Here is a 14,976-nt window from a genome sequence, read left to right as displayed (position 1 = left end):
GGCCACGTGACCTGTGGAAGGAGACCCCGATGACCATGCCCGACCCCACCAACGGCATCGACGGCAACGGCGTCGACTACGCCCCCAGGCCCATCTGGCCGGACGCACGGCTGATGTGGACGGGGGGCGCGGCCACCGCCCTGGTGGCGGCCCTCATCGTGCTGGTCGGCGTGCTGTTCACTCGAGGAGTGCTGGGCATCCCGGTGCTGGCTCCGGAGCGCGCCGGGGTTTTCGGCGACTCCACCACCATCACCTATGCGGTGTCCGCCGCAGCGGCCGCCTTCCTGGCCACGGCGCTGCTGCACCTGCTGCTCATCGCGGTCCCCAGCCCGTTCTCGTTCTTCGGCTGCATCGCGGCGCTGGGCACCCTGGGGGCGGTCATCGGCCCGTTGACCCGGGACGCCCTGCTGGACAGCAAGATCACCGCCGCTGTCATCAACCTCGCCGTGGGCGTCGCGGTCATCTCGCTCCTGTCCGGCGTGGCACATAGCGCGCTCCAGCGTGCCGGTTCCCGCCGCCCGCCCGGCTCGCACGCCGATGGGCGCGGCCGCTGGTGACAAGGCGAGGTCGCATCAGCCCCGGCAAAGGACCCGACGGTAGTGACGCGAATCACCGTCACCAACGCCTCATCGTTGTCACACTCCCCGGCCCGATTCCGTCATGTGAGTGAGGCAACGTTAGGGGGCGCCAAATGCGTTCGTTGTTGGCCAAACGCCGCTCGTTTCAGTTCTCCCACTGGTCGTTCATGTTCGCCGAAATCGCCGTCTGGTCGTTCGTCGTTCTGGCGGTGACCGGGGCGGTGCTGATGGTGTTCTACAACCCCAGCATGTCCCAGGTCACCTATGACGGCTCGTACGGCCCGCTGCGCGGGCTCTTCGTCAGCGAGGCCTTCGACTCGACCATGCATCTGAGCCTGGAGGTGCGCGGCGGACTGCTCATCCGCCAGATGCACCACTGGGCGGCGCTCGTCTTCGTGGCGGCCGTCGTGTTGCAGCTGCTGCGTATGTTCCTCACCGGCGCGTTCCGCCGCCCGCGCACCGGGCAGTGGCTGATCTGGGTCACGCTGCTGGCGCTGGGCATGGCCGCCGGCGAAACCGGCAACGCCCTGCCTGACGACATGCTGTCGGGTGGGAGCCTCTGGCTGATCATGTCGGTCGTGCAGTCCATCCCCGTGGTGGGCACCTGGGCGCTGTCGGTCCTGTTCGGCCCGGACTTCCCCGGTGACCGGGTCATTCCGGTCATGTACGGGGGGCACCTGCTGGTCTCGGCCATCATTGCCGCGCTGCTGATCGCCCGTGAACTGCTGGTGCGGCGGCACGGCCACTCCCGGTTCATCGCCTCGCTGCCGGCGCAGCGGAGCGCGCGCCCGACGATGGCGCTCGCGACGATCGGCATGCTGATCATTCTCGGGTTCGGGTTCCAGATTGCCCCTATATGGCTGTACGGCCCTGCCAAGCCGACGCATATCTCAGCGGGCTCGGTTCCCGACTGGTACATGGGGTTCCTCGACGGCGCTCTCCGGATCATGCCCGCGTGGGAGCTCACCCTCGGGGACTACACGCTCAGCCTCGCGGTCCTCGTTCCCACACTGGTGATACCCGGGGTCTTCTTCACCGCCCTGGCCGCGTACCCGATGGCCGAGCGCTTCCTCCTCTCGCGACGCAGCCGCCGCGACGTGCTGGGCCGGCCCAAGACCACGAGTCGCATGGCCCGCGAGACGCTCGCGCGTGACCTGCTCGATCGGCCACGCGAGACGCCGGTGAAGACGGCCATCGCGGTCGCCGGAGTCACGTTCTACGGCCTGCTGTGGGCGGCCGCGGCCAACGACCAGATCGCCCACCAGTTCCACCTCACCGTCGATGCTGTGACGATCTTCTTCAGGTTCGCCGTGGTCATCGGTCCCCTCATCGCCTTCGTCATCACCCGGTGGATCTGCCTCGCACTTCAGCAGACCGACCACCACGTGGCCGAGCACGGAGTGGAGACCGGGATCATCATGCGGTCCCCGGACGGCGGGTTCCACGAACGGCTGGCGCCGGTGCAGCAAGAGCGCCGGGAGCCGGCGATCACCTCGGGGAGATGACAGTGACACCGAACAGGCCACAGGTTGTGATCGTCGGAGCCGGGGTCGCCGGATACCAGGCGGCGCGTACCCTGTCGCGCAGGGTGGGAGACGGCGCGGAGATCGTGCTGGTCAACCCGACCGGTGTCGCGCTGCATCCGGAGCTGCTCCCGCAGGTGATGATGGGCGTCCTCAGCCCGGATCGGGTGAGCGTGCCGCTGGCCGAGACGCTGCCGGGTGTGCGGGTGGTGCTCGGCACGGTCACCCACATCGACGCCCACGCCCAGCGCGTGCTGTACGACGGCGGCGTGCTGGACTACGACCGGCTGATCGTCGCGGCAGGAGGCGTGAGCGAAGTCGCCCAGGTCTCCGCGGTCTCGGCGCACAGCGTCGGCTTCCACAACGTCGGCCAGGCCCTCCATCTGCGCGATCACATCCACCGGCAGCTTTCCCTGGCCGCCGCGAGCACCGATCCCTTCGAACGCGCGGCGCACTGCACGTTCGTCGTGCTCGGCGCGGGATACGCGGGTACGGCGGCGGCCTCGGCCGGGCAGGCGCTGTCCCAGTCGATCGCCGGCCGCGACCCGCGGTTACGGGAGCAGCCGATCCGCTGGATCCTGGCCGATCCCGCCGAGTGGCTGCTGCCTGACATGCGGCACCGCCTGTCCAGGACCACGGCACGGATGCTGCGGTCGCGGGGCGTGGAGGTCCGGACGCGGACCTCGCTCGGTCAGGTCACCTCCCGGGGGCTGCGGCTCACCGACGGCGAGTTCATCCCCACCCGCACGATCGTGTGGAGCTTCGGGGTCCGCCCCGATCCACTCGTGACCAACCTCGGACTGGCGGCCGAGCAGGGCAGGATCAGGGTGGACGAGCACCTCGCCGTGCCCGGCCATCCCGAGATCTACGCCTGCGGCGACGTGGCCGCCGTGCCCGACCTCACCAGGCCCGGCAAGATCACCCCGATGAGCGGGCAGCATGCCTTGCGCCAAGGCATGCTGGCGGGCAGCAACGTCGCGGCCTCCATCGGGTACGGCTCGCGCCGGCCGTACCAGCACAGGATCCACGACTCCATCGTGGACCTGGTCCGGACGCCGGAGCAGTTGCTGCGTGTGGCATGAGTCGCCAGCCCCTACGGCGGTCACCGGTCTGGGACCGATCCGCGGGAGCGGGCGGCGGTGCGTTACGGACGGCGCTTGGCCGGATGCCGGTCGAGGTGACCGGGGAACATGCGCTCCCAGAGCCCATTGCGGGCATCTTCCTCTGGTCCGCTCGATGAGCCAAACAAAGGTCCCTAGGCGGTATCCGGGCCGTAGAGCGCGGCGATGTCCTTGGAGGTGGCCCACCGGCTGTAGGTGGGCGACTGCGGCCAGCCGTCGGGCGAGTCCTGCCACTCCTCCTGCCGCCCGTACGGCAGCAGGTCGATCAGCGCGAAGGTGTGGCTGAGCTGCTCGGTGCCCCGGCCGTTGGTGTGCCAGGTGCGATACACGGTGTCGCCATCGCGCAGGAACACGTTGACGGCGAAGCCTCCGCCGGGCGGCGCGCCGACGTCGGTGCCGAACGGGCTGTTCGCGGTGGAATACCAGGCCATCTTGTTCCCGACCCGCCGCTTGTAGGCGAGTGCTTCGTCGATCGGACCCTGGGTGACGATGACGAATCGGGCATCGTGGTTGTCCAGGAAGTCCAGCCGGGTGAACTGCGAGGTGAACCCGGTGCAGCCCGGGCACTGCCACTCCTTGCCAGGGAACCACATGTGGTTGTAGACGATCAACTGCCTCCTGCCTTCGAAGATTTCCGCCAGCCGAACCGGTCCGTCCTCGCCCTCGAGGGTGTAGTCCGGCATCCTCACCATTGGCATGCGGCGGCGCTGGGCGGCGATGGCGTCGAGTTCCCGGGTCGCGGCCTTCTCCCGGGCACGCAGTGCTTCGAGCTGACGCTGCCAGGTGTCAGCGTCGACGACGGGTGGTAGCGCGTTTGTGCTCATGGTCCCTCACTGATCATGTGCGCAGCTTGCAGTGCACAGGGGTAGACCCGGCCCGGTCGTCGAATTCATCGGTGGCCGGCCGATCCGATCGCGAAATCCACGGAACGAGAGCGCACACACCGCGGCGGGCAGGTCGGCATGCGTGTCCTCGGCCTCCAGGCCGCCCTGCGGTGCGCGGCTCCTGGGCGACGCGTGCGCGTCCGTTCCTCACTCCTCCGATCGGAGATTTCATGACCATCATCGACGCATCGCCTCTGGGCGTGGCGGGGCCATCGGCTCCCACCACCGTTCATCTGTCGGGCGAGATCGACATCTTTACCAGTGAGGCATTGCGCCGCTGGTGGCGTGAGCCGGCCGAGGTCGACGACGGCCGTTCGGTCACGGCTGCCGGGCAGTGAACTGGCGCGTGTGGGCGCTCAAGCGGCCTCCCGCAGATCGTGTACGCGGGGACGGAACCGGTACGATCGTGAATCCGGGCCACTCAGGCTCCGGGCGTTCTTGTGGCGCAGCCGCCCAGCGGCGTGTGCCGGTCGACGCACTATGTGAGAGCGAGACACAACATGAGTAGTGCTCGCAAAACCGATGACCATGCAGGCGAGGCACCCGCCCGGCAAAGTGGGACCGACGAGCGGGCCGAACACGCGGCCAACGCACAGTGGCTCAAAGACAACCCGAACGCGATGCCGCAGGTGGGCGCAGGGCGTTGGGCCGTGTACGACCGCGCGGGCCACCTGTGCGGCCACCTCGTCGGCGACGGTCCCACCCGCGATACCCGCTTCACGGCGATCGCCGCGGCGAACGAGTGGATGCCCCAAGATGCGCGGGGCGGCTCCGGCATCACCCTGCACGACGCGGGAGCCCACCTCCTCGACGCCGCTGCGCGTGGCAACCTCGATGACGAGACGTGACGCAGAACCTGCTCGGCAGGACCGAGCGCTGCCGATGCGGCTACGCAGCCAGATCTGACGCTCCGGGCCTCGATGCAGGGGGCAGAACCACCGCTTCTACTGCGGCGTACTCGTCATGGAGTCTGGGCCCGCCATTAGGCCAACTGGGACAGTCAGCCTGATGGCGATGGGACAGGGGCATCGGTCAGTCTGCGCCGGGTGCGCGGGCTTGTGATGGCAGGGTGGTGCGGCGGCGTTGGATGCGGTCGGGGTCGGGCCAGTGCACGTCGCTGGCCCAGCCCAGTCGTTCGAACAGGCGGATCGCGGCGGCGGCTGGGTCGGTTTGGCCGTGTTCGAGGCCGTGGCGGGCGCAGGTGGGTTCGCTGTGGTGGCCGTTGTGCCAGCTTTCGCCGAAGGACAGCAGGGCCAGTGGCCACAGGTTGGTGGAGCGGTCGTGGCGGCGGGTTTTGAAGGGTCTGCTGCCGATGAGGTGGCAGAGGGAGTTGACGCTCCAGGTGATGTGCTGGAGCAGCGCGATGCGGATCAATCCGGCCCACAGGAAGGCGGTGAGGCCGCCGTACAGGGTGCTGGTGATCGCCCAGCCGGCGAGGAACGGCAGCGCCAGTGACAGCGTGCACAGCGCGGGGAAGGCGCGGGTGATCCGGGTCATGGCGGGGTCGGCGAGCAGGTCTGGGGCGTAGCGTTCGGCCGGTGTTCGGTCGTCGGTGAACAGCCAGCCGGTGTGGGCGTGGGCAAGCCCCCGAAGCTGCCCGCGCAGGCCGGTGCCGTACCGGTAGGGAGAGTGCGGGTCGCCCGGCTGGTCGGTGAAGGCGTGGTGGCGGCGGTGGGTGGCGACCCAGCCGATGAGGTTGCCTTGGAAGCTCATCGACCCGGCGATGGCCAGGGCCACGCGCAGCCATGGCCGGGCGGTGAAGGAGGCATGGGTGAGCAGCCGGTGGAACCCGACCGTCACGCCCAGCCCGGTCACCACGTAGAAGCCCGCCGCCAGCAGCAGATCGGTGAACGCGACTCCCTGCCCCCACGCCAGGAAGATCGCGACACCGAGCGCGAGGAACGGCAGGATCACGATCGCCGCCGTCAGCGCCACCACGGCCCGGCCGGCCGTCACGTGTTCTTCTGCCCCGGGGAACGGTGAGGTGCCGTCGTAGTCCTGACGGCGTTCTACCTGTTGTACGGAGATAGTCATGAAAGCTCTTTCGTCTCGCTCAGACAAGTCGCTGGTGCACATAGCACCAACGCCAGGTCGAGCCCGGGTCCAGGACGGCGACCACCGGGTGATCGGTTTCCTCGTAGTGAGCCTTGGCGTGGCCGCCCTGCGAATCGTCGGAACAGGCCACCCATCCGCAGGTCAGGCACATCAGCAACCGCGTCCAGGTGCGGCCGAGGGCCAGACACCCCTGGCATTCGGGTAGACCGTGCTCCACGGCCGGAAGCAGGTCGACGTGATTGCATCGCGGTGCCTGACCATTCAGGCCGGCGCGCGCGGTGGTATTTGTCTCTTGTGCGTCCAGGGTCATCACGACCCCCTCACGGTGACAGCGACGCAAGCTGCGCCGACTGGTCATGCACCAGTCAAGGCGATCGGCCAACCGGCGGAAACGCCCAATCACAGCAAGCTCCATCACCAATCGCGATAGCCAGACTCTGGCATGGGGCGTTCTGCGCGATCTGAGGCGTCAGGGGCTCCGGCAAGCGAGGCGCGGGGACCGGCTCGGCACGCCATGGGGTAGGAGATCCCGGAGGTTCAGGGAGAGGCGCGTTGGGCGGCCAGATCGGTGACGTCCCCGGCTGCGCTGGTGGCCGCCAGAGCCGCGGCGAACAAGATGAGCTGATTGACGACTTTGAGAAACAGGAGCATACCGGCGGCGCCGGCGACGACCTGGTATGCCGGGTTGGCCGCGGTGAGATTGACGTAGACCTGGCCGAGGGTTTTGAGGATCTCCATTCCGACGGCGATGACCAGCGCCGGGCCGATCACGCGGCGCAGCGGCAGCCGTAACCGAGGCGGCGCGGTCAGCAACGCCATGGCCAGCAAGGTATTGACGCCGAAGCCCAGCACGAAGACGGCGGCGGTGAGCACCCATTGGGCTGGGAGGGCGTTCACACCCACGGTGAGCACGGCGAACCAGGTCAGCAGCCGCTCGGCGGCGAAGGCGATGGCGAGTGACAGAGCGAGCAGCAGGCCGAGCCCGGCCACCACGCCCAGGTCGATGAGCTGGCGCAGGAAGAAATTGCCCGGATACTCCTCCAACCGCCAGATCGCTCTGCTGGCTGAGCGCAGGGTGTCCATCCAGAACAAACCCGTCAGCGGCAGGACGATGAAGGCCACCACGCCGGCGGTTCCCCTGGCGTCCCGCAACGCCTGGACGTCCAGACGCGGGAAGTTCTCGCTCAGGTAGCGCTGCACCGCTGCCAGCACGGTCGGGTCGTCCAGGACGCGACCGAGCATCGCGAAGGCCAGCAGGGCCAACGCGAACGTGGCGAAGAAGGCGTAATACGTGAGCGCGGCCGACAACCGGCCGCCATCGGCTTGGTCGTAGCGAACCACGGCGCGCACCAGATGGTCCAGCCAACCATGACGCTCGCGGGCGCGCCGCCAGCCCACTGCCATTCTCCTGGCCGACCGCCGGATCGGCCCGGTGGCGCTCATGATGAGATGTCCCCTTTCGCGGCGTTGGCACGGGTATTCAACGGGAAGACACCATCGTGGCGCATACCGCGGTCGCATCAGCCGCCGGTTGTTCACCGCCTACCCGTTCGCCGGTGACTGGTTGCGGATGTCGAGACTGCCCGGACTCAGCCGCAGAGGCTGGCCGTCGCGATCCCCGCCAAGCGTTCCACGTGTTCCGACCGCATCCGGGAAGTACGTTCTGCGCTGGTAGCTTTCATGAGGATGGCGGCAGTCCGGTCGCGCGAGGCCGGACGACGGGCGCATGCGGTGGCAGGGGCATCGCAGCGTCGCCGGACACGGCGGCTCCCCGACGTACGTCGGAGGTCTCCGGTCGGCAGCGCACGCCTACAGCGGAAGGAACGGCATGGTCCGGAACATGGCTGGTGGCCAGGGCCGACGGTGGGCGACGCGGCCAGAGTTCTGGCGGGAGATGTTCGACCACCTGGGCGCAGGGCTGGCCGTGCTGGACCCTTCCGGCCGAATTGTCGCGGTCAACCTCGCAGCCGAAGAACTGCTGGGGCGCACCGCGTCGGCGATGATGGGGAAGGACTTTCACAACCTGCTGCACCGCCACACGGACGGCGCCGCCATTCCGGATGAGTGGTGCCGGCTGCGCATAGCACTCACCCGCCGCAGGTCGTCCTACGCCGAGATGGACAGCTTCCTGAGCGGTGACGGGCATCCCATCCCCGTCACATGGTTCAGCGCTCCTGTGATCAGGAACGGCCGCGTGCTCGGCACGACCGTGCTGTTCGCCGGTGACGCGACCGGGGGTGAGACGGAGGAGGGCCTTACAGCGCATGTGATCGCCCTGGAGGACCTCACGAACCGGCTGACCTTGGCCGCGGAGATCGCCACAGCCCTGGCCCAGACCCTGGACACCGAGGAGGCCATCGCCCGGCTGGGCCCCCTGTTGGTGCCGCGCCTGGCCGACTGGCTCGCCATCGACCTGCGCAGGGACGAGGGAATCCGAAGGGTGGCGGTGGTCGGTCCAGAAGGCCGTGACCTGGATCAGGAAGCGTGGCAGGGCCCGCTCCCGCCATTGGACGAACACTCCCGTTCTGCTCTGGCACGGGTGTTGCGCGGCGGCGAGCCGGTGCTGCTGGGGCCAAGGGAGATCGCCACCCCGCCCGACTCACCGCTGGCGGCCGTCCAAACCGGATTCCTCCAGGCACTCGGCGCCTCCTCGGTGGTCATCGTGCCCTTGGGTACCGTCCGGCAGGTCACGGGCGCCCTCACCCTGGCCCGTACCGACGATGCCCGGCCCTTCGACGCCACGGAAGTGGCCCTGATCGGCGACATCGGCCGCCGCGTCGGTCTGGCCATCGACAACACCCTGCTGTTCGGCCGCCAGCGCGAGATCGCCGAGGCCATGCAGCGCAACCTGCTCATCGCCGTCCCTCAGCCCGGCCGGCTGCGCATGGCCGCCCGTTACCAGCCCGCCGCGCCCGGCTCCCAGGTAGGCGGCGACTGGTACGACGCCTTCCCCCTGCGTGACGGCGCCACCGCGCTGGTCATCGGCGACGTCATCGGCCACGACCTGGCCGCCGCGGCAGGCATGGCCCAACTGCACGGCATGCTGCGTTCCCTGGCCTGGGACCGGATGAAACCGCCCAGCGCCATCATCGACCGCCTCGACGAGGCCGTCCCGGTCATCACCAACGTCGCTCTGGCCACCGCGATCTACGCCCGCGTCGAAGGTCCGGAGGAAGGGCCCTGGCAACTGCTATGGACCAGTGCCGGTCATCCTCCGCCCCTCTTGGTCACCCGCGAGGGACGCGCCGAATACCTGGAACAAGGACAGGGCCTGCTGCTGGGCACCGGCCTGGGGGTCATCGGCCGGCCGGACGCGACGGCGCCCCTGCCTCCCGGTTCCACCCTGCTGCTCTACACCGACGGCCTGGTCGAAGTGCCCGGCACCGATTTGGACACCGGTCTGCATGGGCTCCGCCGCCATGCCGCCGCCCTTGCCCGCCATCCCCTGGAGGACTTCTGCGATCAGATCCTCGCTCGCATGCCCCCTGGAAACACCGATGACATCGCCCTTTTGGCCTTGCGCGTCCCGACCGGGCGCCCGCTTCGGCCTGGTGGATCGTGAGGTCGGGATGGCTGCGCTGGAGCTCGCGCAGGATCAGCGGCATGGTGTCGTAGCCGGCGTCGATGATGCCTGCCCGGAGCGGCGTCCTGGCTCAGCCGCCCCGTGACCGGGCATGACGACTGAACCGTTGATCTTGCCTTGGTGATCAGTCACGGCGGGGCAAGTCGACACACCGGCTGACTGCCTGCTTTCGGATCCTCAGTAGGCGTGTGAGCGACGAAGGCCCTCCACTAACCGGGTAGCCCCGGCCCAGGCGATCGCCGGACTCTTATCGCTGTCAGGGGGACGACCACGAGACTTGTCGCACCCGACAAGGGGCAATAGGATAAAAATGTCTAATTTCCTCCACTTTTAGCCAATATTTCCCCGCAAGGAAGGCGTTGACGTTGCGATGACCGTGGCCGAATGGCTGGAGATTCATGTGGAGGACTAAGTGGCAGATGTAGACGTATGGATGTATGTGCTGTCCAGCGTGGAAGGCAACCAGCAGCGGGTAACGGTTCACCTACGCGGAGGGCAGTCGCTTAAAGGGGCTGTCGTCGAACTGGACCGTTCTCGCAGCACTGTCGTGCTCGACGAGTACGCGCATGGATCCGCTTTGACACGACACGAATCTCCTGTGCACACGATCCTGTTGACAGCGGTTCAAGCTGTCACGGTCCATAAGCAGGAGTAGGCAGTGGACCGGCTCCATATGCGTCCCTGCGGCGAGATGTGCGCCTCGAACTGGACGCGCGGTTGAGCGTCGGCACCCTAGGTTCGCTGGAGCGGGTTCGTGACCCCGCATCGCGGGTCAGGCCCCGATCGCGCCTTGCACCCCGAGCAGCACGCCCAGTCTGCCGGCACTGCAGAAGGTGACCAGGGACAGGTCCAGGATGAGCCGACTGGTGCTGTAGCTAGATCGGTCCGCCGCCAGACCGGGCGGTGCCTGCACCGCCCGGTCCGGCCGGCAGGCGGCACGTGGGTTATGCCGGAGCTGACGGCCGTCTGACGGAGGACGACGGTGCCTCCTGCCCGGTGACCGCCCCTCCCTCGTTCTCCCAGCGGGCCGAGCTGTGGGCGGCCGTCGCGCGGGGAGCGGGGTCAGGCGGCAGGTGCGCGAGGGTGAGGATGGCGTCGACGGTCAAGCCGGTGGTGTCCTGGGCGGTGAGCTTGAGCGTGGCCTCGGCAGGGCCGGCGGCGGTGTCCGGCGGGATGACCAGCAGGACGACCGGCTCGGCGGCCGCGAAGATGAGAGTGATCAGGCGAGGGTCGGCGTGGCGGAACCAGCCGACCCGGACCTGGCGCCCGCGTGCCGGGATACGGCGCGGGATGCGCTGCCACGCGTCCTGGTGCACGCCGATCCGGAGCATGACCCGATCAAGCAGCCGGTCCACGGCGGGGATGAGGCCGGCCAGCTCGGCGGCCGCGTCGCGGGAGTGAGGCCACCAGGCTCCGTCCACCACGGCTCGCCGATCCAGAACCGGGTGGAGACTGAGCCGCAGCGCGGAATCGACCTGAGGGAGCGCGGATGAGGCGGCGCTGAGCGGCGTAGGTGGAGAAAGAAGTGTTGGCGTCATGGTCGCCTGACCTGTCCAGGCCCCTCGAACGGGACCGGTAGCGGTGGTTCGCCGTGGGCGACGCCGACCTGAATGCCAACGCTCGAAAAGTCCTCGGTGCCTTCACCATACCTCGCCACTTCCGAATGGCTTCCGGAAACACAAGCCGGTCGCGAGCCGTGACGCTCTCCACCCCCACGCCGCCGTCCTGTCCGGCTACACCGCCGCGCTCGAGCACGCCTCGCTGGCCGGCTCCACCAAGACCAAGTACGCCTCCCGGCTACGCGGCTGCCTGGCCTGGCCGGCCGACCGGCCAGACAGCCGCCCGCGCCGTGGACAGCGACCCGAGCACCGATCCGGTCGCGACCACCGGCGCGGTGCGCGACTTTCGCCGCCACCTGAAAGCGGCCGCCACGCCCACAACACCATCGACACCTACCTGCCGGCCCTGGATGACGATCCTGGGCAGGTGCCCCTGGTGGACGCCGGCGAAGGGAGCCGGCCGTGTCGGAAAATGTCACACTGCTCATACGATCCCGCCTGGTGGGCGGTGAAGACGTCTCCGTGATGAGCGGCGACTTCGACGGGGAGCCGGAGGCGGTCCGACATACCCTGATATTGGCCAGCAGGACGGTGTCCTCGGCAAACCCCTCCCGGTGTCCGATGATTGTCCGGCTGCGGGTCGCCGATGAAGGCGCAATTCCTCGTGATGACGCAGTTCTACCCCGCCCCGACCGGTGCCGCCCTCCAGGTGTACGAGCGTGGACATCGTGCACGAACGAGTAACGCCAACGCTCCTCCAAGGGCCCGCACTCCACGAGGCACCTAGAGTGGTGGAAGACGGCCTGGTTGGGCGCCGCCCAGGCAGGAAAAGGTGGCAGGCATGGAGTTACGTCAGCTGCGCTATTTCGTGACGCTGGCCGAAGAGTTGCATTTCGGCCGAGCTGCGGCCCGCGAGCACATCGTGCAGTCCGCGCTGAGCCAGCAGATCCAGCGGCTGGAGCGCGAGCTGGGAGTGCGACTGCTGGATCGCAGCACCCACCACGTCGATCTGACCCCGGCGGGCGCCGCTTTCCTCATCGAGGCGCGCCAGATCCTCGATCACGTGGGCCGGGCCGGGCAGGCCGCACGCAACGCCGTCGCGTCAGCGCCCACGCTGCGCGTCGGCATCATCGACGCCGGTTACGACACCATGCCGCAGATCCTGCGCGAACTCCAGCGCAGCCATCCCGACATCACGATCCATCAGGTCGAAGCAGGCACTCCCGAGCAGTACCGGCAACTGGCCGACGGCCGCCTGGACATCGCCATCGGACCTGCTTCTCAGACCCAGGCCGAGGTGGCGTCCAAGCTGATCAGGCTCGATCCGCTCGGTGTGCTGGTGCCCGACGACCACGACTTCGCCGACCTGGACGGCGTACCCGTCGCCGCCCTCGCCGGCGAACCCCTGCTGCTCGGTGAGGAATCCCAGACGCCGGAGCTCAACCAATTCGTCCTCAAGCTGTGCCGTTCGGCAGGGTTCGCGCCCACCATCTACGAGGGAACCGTCGAGAGCACCCGCGCCGCCGCCGACCTCGTCTCCCAGCACCGCTGCGTGCACTGCATCCCCTCCTCCTTCCACACCTCCAGCCGGCCCGGCACCACCTGGCGGCCCCTGATCGAACCTGCCATGCACTACCCATGGTCACTGTTGTGGCACGACGCCAACCCCTCTCCCCACATCACCGCCCTCATCAACAGCGCCGGACAACTCGCCGAGCGACTCGGCTGGTTGGAATCCGTCGCCCTGCCCACCGGACCAACGCCCAGCGAAGGTGCTCCGACAGCCTCCAGTCACAGCGATGAGGCTGTCTGACGCGCCGATTCCAACCGCTGTATGTGCCACGAAGCCCTGCGATCGGTTCTGGAGATGGGTCCTTCCCGGATCGCCTGTTTCCGTACGGCACGCGTAGATGTCGGCTCAAAGTGACCCGGGCGCCGGCCAGTCACGCCCAACCATCCCGCAACTCATCGACCTCCTGGATCTCCTCGACGTCGATCCACAAGACCTTCGCTGAAAATCGCTCATGTGCGAAAACGGGGTTGGCGAGAAGGCCGCCCGCCACCGCCCACCGCGGTATGCGTCGCTACCGCTCCATCCCCGACGCGCCGTCAGGGACCAGGCGGGCCAGCACGCTCTCGGCTATGGTGCCGAGGGCATCGAGCTGCTCGGCGGACAGCATGTCGATGAAATGCCGCCGGACGGACTCCACGTGCAAGGGTGCGGCCTTCTGGATCGTGCGCAGTCCGTCCTGGGTCAGCACGACGACGGCGCCCCTGGCGTCGTTCTCGCACTCCTCGCGGGCGACCAGCCCGCGCTGCTCCATCCGGCTGATGTGGCGCGAGAGCCGGCTCTTGGACCAGAGCATCCGGTCGGCCAACTCGGTGAGCCGTCGCCGGTGCCCCTCTGACGAGGTCAGCGCGGACAGCACGTCGTAGTCGGGCATGGACAGTCCCGAGTCGGCCAGCAGGTCGCGGCCGACCTCGGCGTCCAGCAGCAATCGCATCCGCCGGTAGCCGATCCAGGCGCGAAACTCGGCGTCGTCCAGCCATCTCGGCTCAGGCATGCCTCTACCTTAGCGGATTTAGTTGACATGTAACTAACTTGGCTGCTTGGGTTTACATGTAAACATCCAGGACGAAGGGCCGACGGTTATGCGCATGTTCGGGCTGGGCCTGTCCACTTCGGCCGCGCAAGGCGCGGATCCGGTGGGCGACGCCAGGCTGGCCGAGGAACTCGAGTTCGATTTCGTGTCGGCTTCCGACCATCCCTGCGGCGCCGAGCCGACGTACGAAGTGTGGACGCTGCTCACCTGGGTCGCGGCCGCCACCTCACGCATCCAGGTGGCCACCAGGGTGCTCGGCATGCCGTACCGGCCACCCGCGATGGTGGCGAAGATGGCCGAGAGCCTGCACCGGTTCTCGGGCGGCAGGCTCATCCTGGGCCTCGGCGGCGGCTATTCTGATGACGAATTCCGGGCCTTCGGGCTCGGCGTGCCCTCGCCGGCGGAGAAGGTCGACGGCATGGTGGAGGGCATCCACATCATCCGCGGGCTATGGTCGGAGCCCGCCTTCACCTTCCACGGCAGCCGATATCACACCGAGCGTGCCGACCTGGAGCCCAAACCCGACCGGCCGATCCCCATCTGGCTCGGGACGTACGGCAAGCGCGCTCTGGAGGCCACCGGGCGGCTCGCCGACGGATGGATCCCGTCGTACGGATTCGCGCCGCCGGAGCAGGCCGCAGTCCTGCGAGAGCGGGTCCTAGCCGCTGCCGAGGCGAGCGGAAGGACGGTGACCTGCGTTTACAACGTTCCGGTTCACGTGGGGGAGTCCCAGGTGTCGGAAGGAGTGGTGTCGGGGAGCGCCGAGGAGGTGGCCGAGCGGCTGCTCACGTTCTCCGGGCTGGGGTTCTCCTCGATGAACCTCATGCCTGTGGGGGACTTCAGGCAGCAGGCGGAGCGCCTGGCGTCGGACGTCGTTCCCATCCTCCGCTCGTCATAGCGACTGCCCTGCGCTCCACACTCCTCGCACTTCCGCGGAGGTCCTTTGAGAGGAGAGGAAGGGCTGGGGAGCGCCAGGGACCCATAAGGGCTGACATGCCACGACGCGGCACGTGCGGATAGCGGGGCTAGCGGTGGACGGCATGACCGTGGCCTCGTCCATGTCGAGTCTG

14 protein-coding genes are annotated in these 14,976 nt (G+C 68.3%); 8 read left to right on the top strand and 6 right to left on the bottom strand.

Features of this window, described 5'->3' with window-relative positions; translation table 11 throughout:
- Positions 1–29: 29 nt before the first annotated feature.
- The 3 genes from EDD27_RS38140 to EDD27_RS38130 all read left to right on the top strand — a co-directional run bounded on the left by EDD27_RS38140 (position 30) and on the right by EDD27_RS38130 (position 3,183).
- Positions 30–557, top strand: a complete 528-nt coding sequence (locus EDD27_RS38140; protein WP_206641834.1) for a DUF6069 family protein — start codon at positions 30–32, stop codon at positions 555–557.
- A gap of 134 nt (positions 558–691) precedes the next feature.
- Positions 692–2,083, top strand: a complete 1,392-nt coding sequence (locus tag EDD27_RS38135; RefSeq protein WP_127936703.1) for a cytochrome b — start codon at positions 692–694, stop codon at positions 2,081–2,083.
- On the top strand, positions 2,080–3,183 hold the full coding sequence (locus EDD27_RS38130; RefSeq protein WP_127936702.1) for an NAD(P)/FAD-dependent oxidoreductase: 1,104 nt from the start codon (positions 2,080–2,082) through the stop codon (positions 3,181–3,183). The genes EDD27_RS38135 and EDD27_RS38130 overlap by 4 nt, the downstream gene beginning before the upstream one ends.
- 173 nt (positions 3,184–3,356) lie before the next feature.
- Here the strand turns inward: EDD27_RS38130 and EDD27_RS38125 are convergent, their stop codons facing one another.
- The gene (locus EDD27_RS38125) at positions 3,357–4,046 is read right to left on the bottom strand and encodes a DUF899 domain-containing protein (RefSeq protein ID WP_127936701.1); all 690 of its coding nucleotides are present in this window, start codon (positions 4,044–4,046) and stop codon (positions 3,357–3,359) included.
- A 230-nt stretch (positions 4,047–4,276) separates the two neighbouring features.
- Between EDD27_RS38125 and EDD27_RS54845 the strand changes: the two genes are divergently transcribed.
- Complete coding sequence (locus EDD27_RS54845) at positions 4,277–4,444, top strand: STAS domain-containing protein (protein ID WP_164903978.1); 168 nt, start codon at positions 4,277–4,279, stop codon at positions 4,442–4,444.
- A 162-nt stretch (positions 4,445–4,606) separates the two neighbouring features.
- Entirely contained in the window at positions 4,607–4,954 is a 348-nt protein-coding gene (locus EDD27_RS38120; RefSeq protein ID WP_127936700.1) for a hypothetical protein, read from the top strand.
- A 184-nt stretch (positions 4,955–5,138) separates the two neighbouring features.
- Here EDD27_RS38120 and EDD27_RS38115 read toward each other — a convergent pair whose 3' ends face one another.
- The 3 genes from EDD27_RS38115 to EDD27_RS38105 all read right to left on the bottom strand — a co-directional run bounded on the left by EDD27_RS38115 (position 5,139) and on the right by EDD27_RS38105 (position 7,604).
- The gene (locus EDD27_RS38115; RefSeq protein ID WP_127936699.1) at positions 5,139–6,140 is read right to left on the bottom strand and encodes an acyl-CoA desaturase; all 1,002 of its coding nucleotides are present in this window, start codon (positions 6,138–6,140) and stop codon (positions 5,139–5,141) included.
- Positions 6,141–6,159: 19 nt separating this feature from the next.
- Positions 6,160–6,471 (bottom strand): UBP-type zinc finger domain-containing protein, encoded by a 312-nt coding sequence (locus EDD27_RS38110; RefSeq protein WP_127936698.1) that lies wholly within the window; start codon positions 6,469–6,471, stop codon positions 6,160–6,162.
- A gap of 227 nt (positions 6,472–6,698) precedes the next feature.
- A complete protein-coding gene (locus EDD27_RS38105; protein ID WP_241564475.1) occupies positions 6,699–7,604 on the bottom strand; it encodes a YhjD/YihY/BrkB family envelope integrity protein in 906 nt (301 codons plus the stop codon).
- Positions 7,605–8,001: 397 nt separating this feature from the next.
- Between EDD27_RS38105 and EDD27_RS38100 the strand changes: the two genes are divergently transcribed.
- Positions 8,002–9,723, top strand: coding sequence for a SpoIIE family protein phosphatase (locus EDD27_RS38100; protein ID WP_206641833.1), 1,722 nt, complete (start codon positions 8,002–8,004; stop codon positions 9,721–9,723).
- A 965-nt stretch (positions 9,724–10,688) separates the two neighbouring features.
- Here EDD27_RS38100 and EDD27_RS38095 read toward each other — a convergent pair.
- Complete coding sequence (locus tag EDD27_RS38095) at positions 10,689–11,282, bottom strand: DUF5994 family protein (protein ID WP_277750782.1); 594 nt, start codon at positions 11,280–11,282, stop codon at positions 10,689–10,691.
- Between the two features lie 862 nt (positions 11,283–12,144).
- Here EDD27_RS38095 and EDD27_RS38085 point away from each other — a divergent pair.
- On the top strand, positions 12,145–13,116 hold the full coding sequence (locus EDD27_RS38085) for a LysR family transcriptional regulator (protein ID WP_127936694.1): 972 nt from the start codon (positions 12,145–12,147) through the stop codon (positions 13,114–13,116).
- 271 nt (positions 13,117–13,387) lie between these two features.
- Here the strand turns inward: EDD27_RS38085 and EDD27_RS38080 are convergent, their stop codons facing one another.
- A complete protein-coding gene (locus EDD27_RS38080) occupies positions 13,388–13,867 on the bottom strand; it encodes a MarR family winged helix-turn-helix transcriptional regulator (RefSeq protein ID WP_127936693.1) in 480 nt (159 codons plus the stop codon).
- Between the two features lie 46 nt (positions 13,868–13,913).
- Between EDD27_RS38080 and EDD27_RS38075 the strand changes: the two genes are divergently transcribed.
- Entirely contained in the window at positions 13,914–14,804 is an 891-nt protein-coding gene (locus EDD27_RS38075; protein ID WP_127936692.1) for an LLM class flavin-dependent oxidoreductase, read from the top strand.
- Positions 14,805–14,976: the final 172 nt, after the last annotated feature.

The organism is Nonomuraea polychroma (genome assembly GCF_004011505.1).
In the GTDB taxonomy this organism is placed as follows: Bacteria; Actinomycetota; Actinomycetes; order Streptosporangiales; family Streptosporangiaceae; genus Nonomuraea; species Nonomuraea polychroma.
The sequence above is the reverse complement of the archived record's forward strand: the minus strand, read 5'-3'. Positions and strand labels throughout refer to the sequence as shown.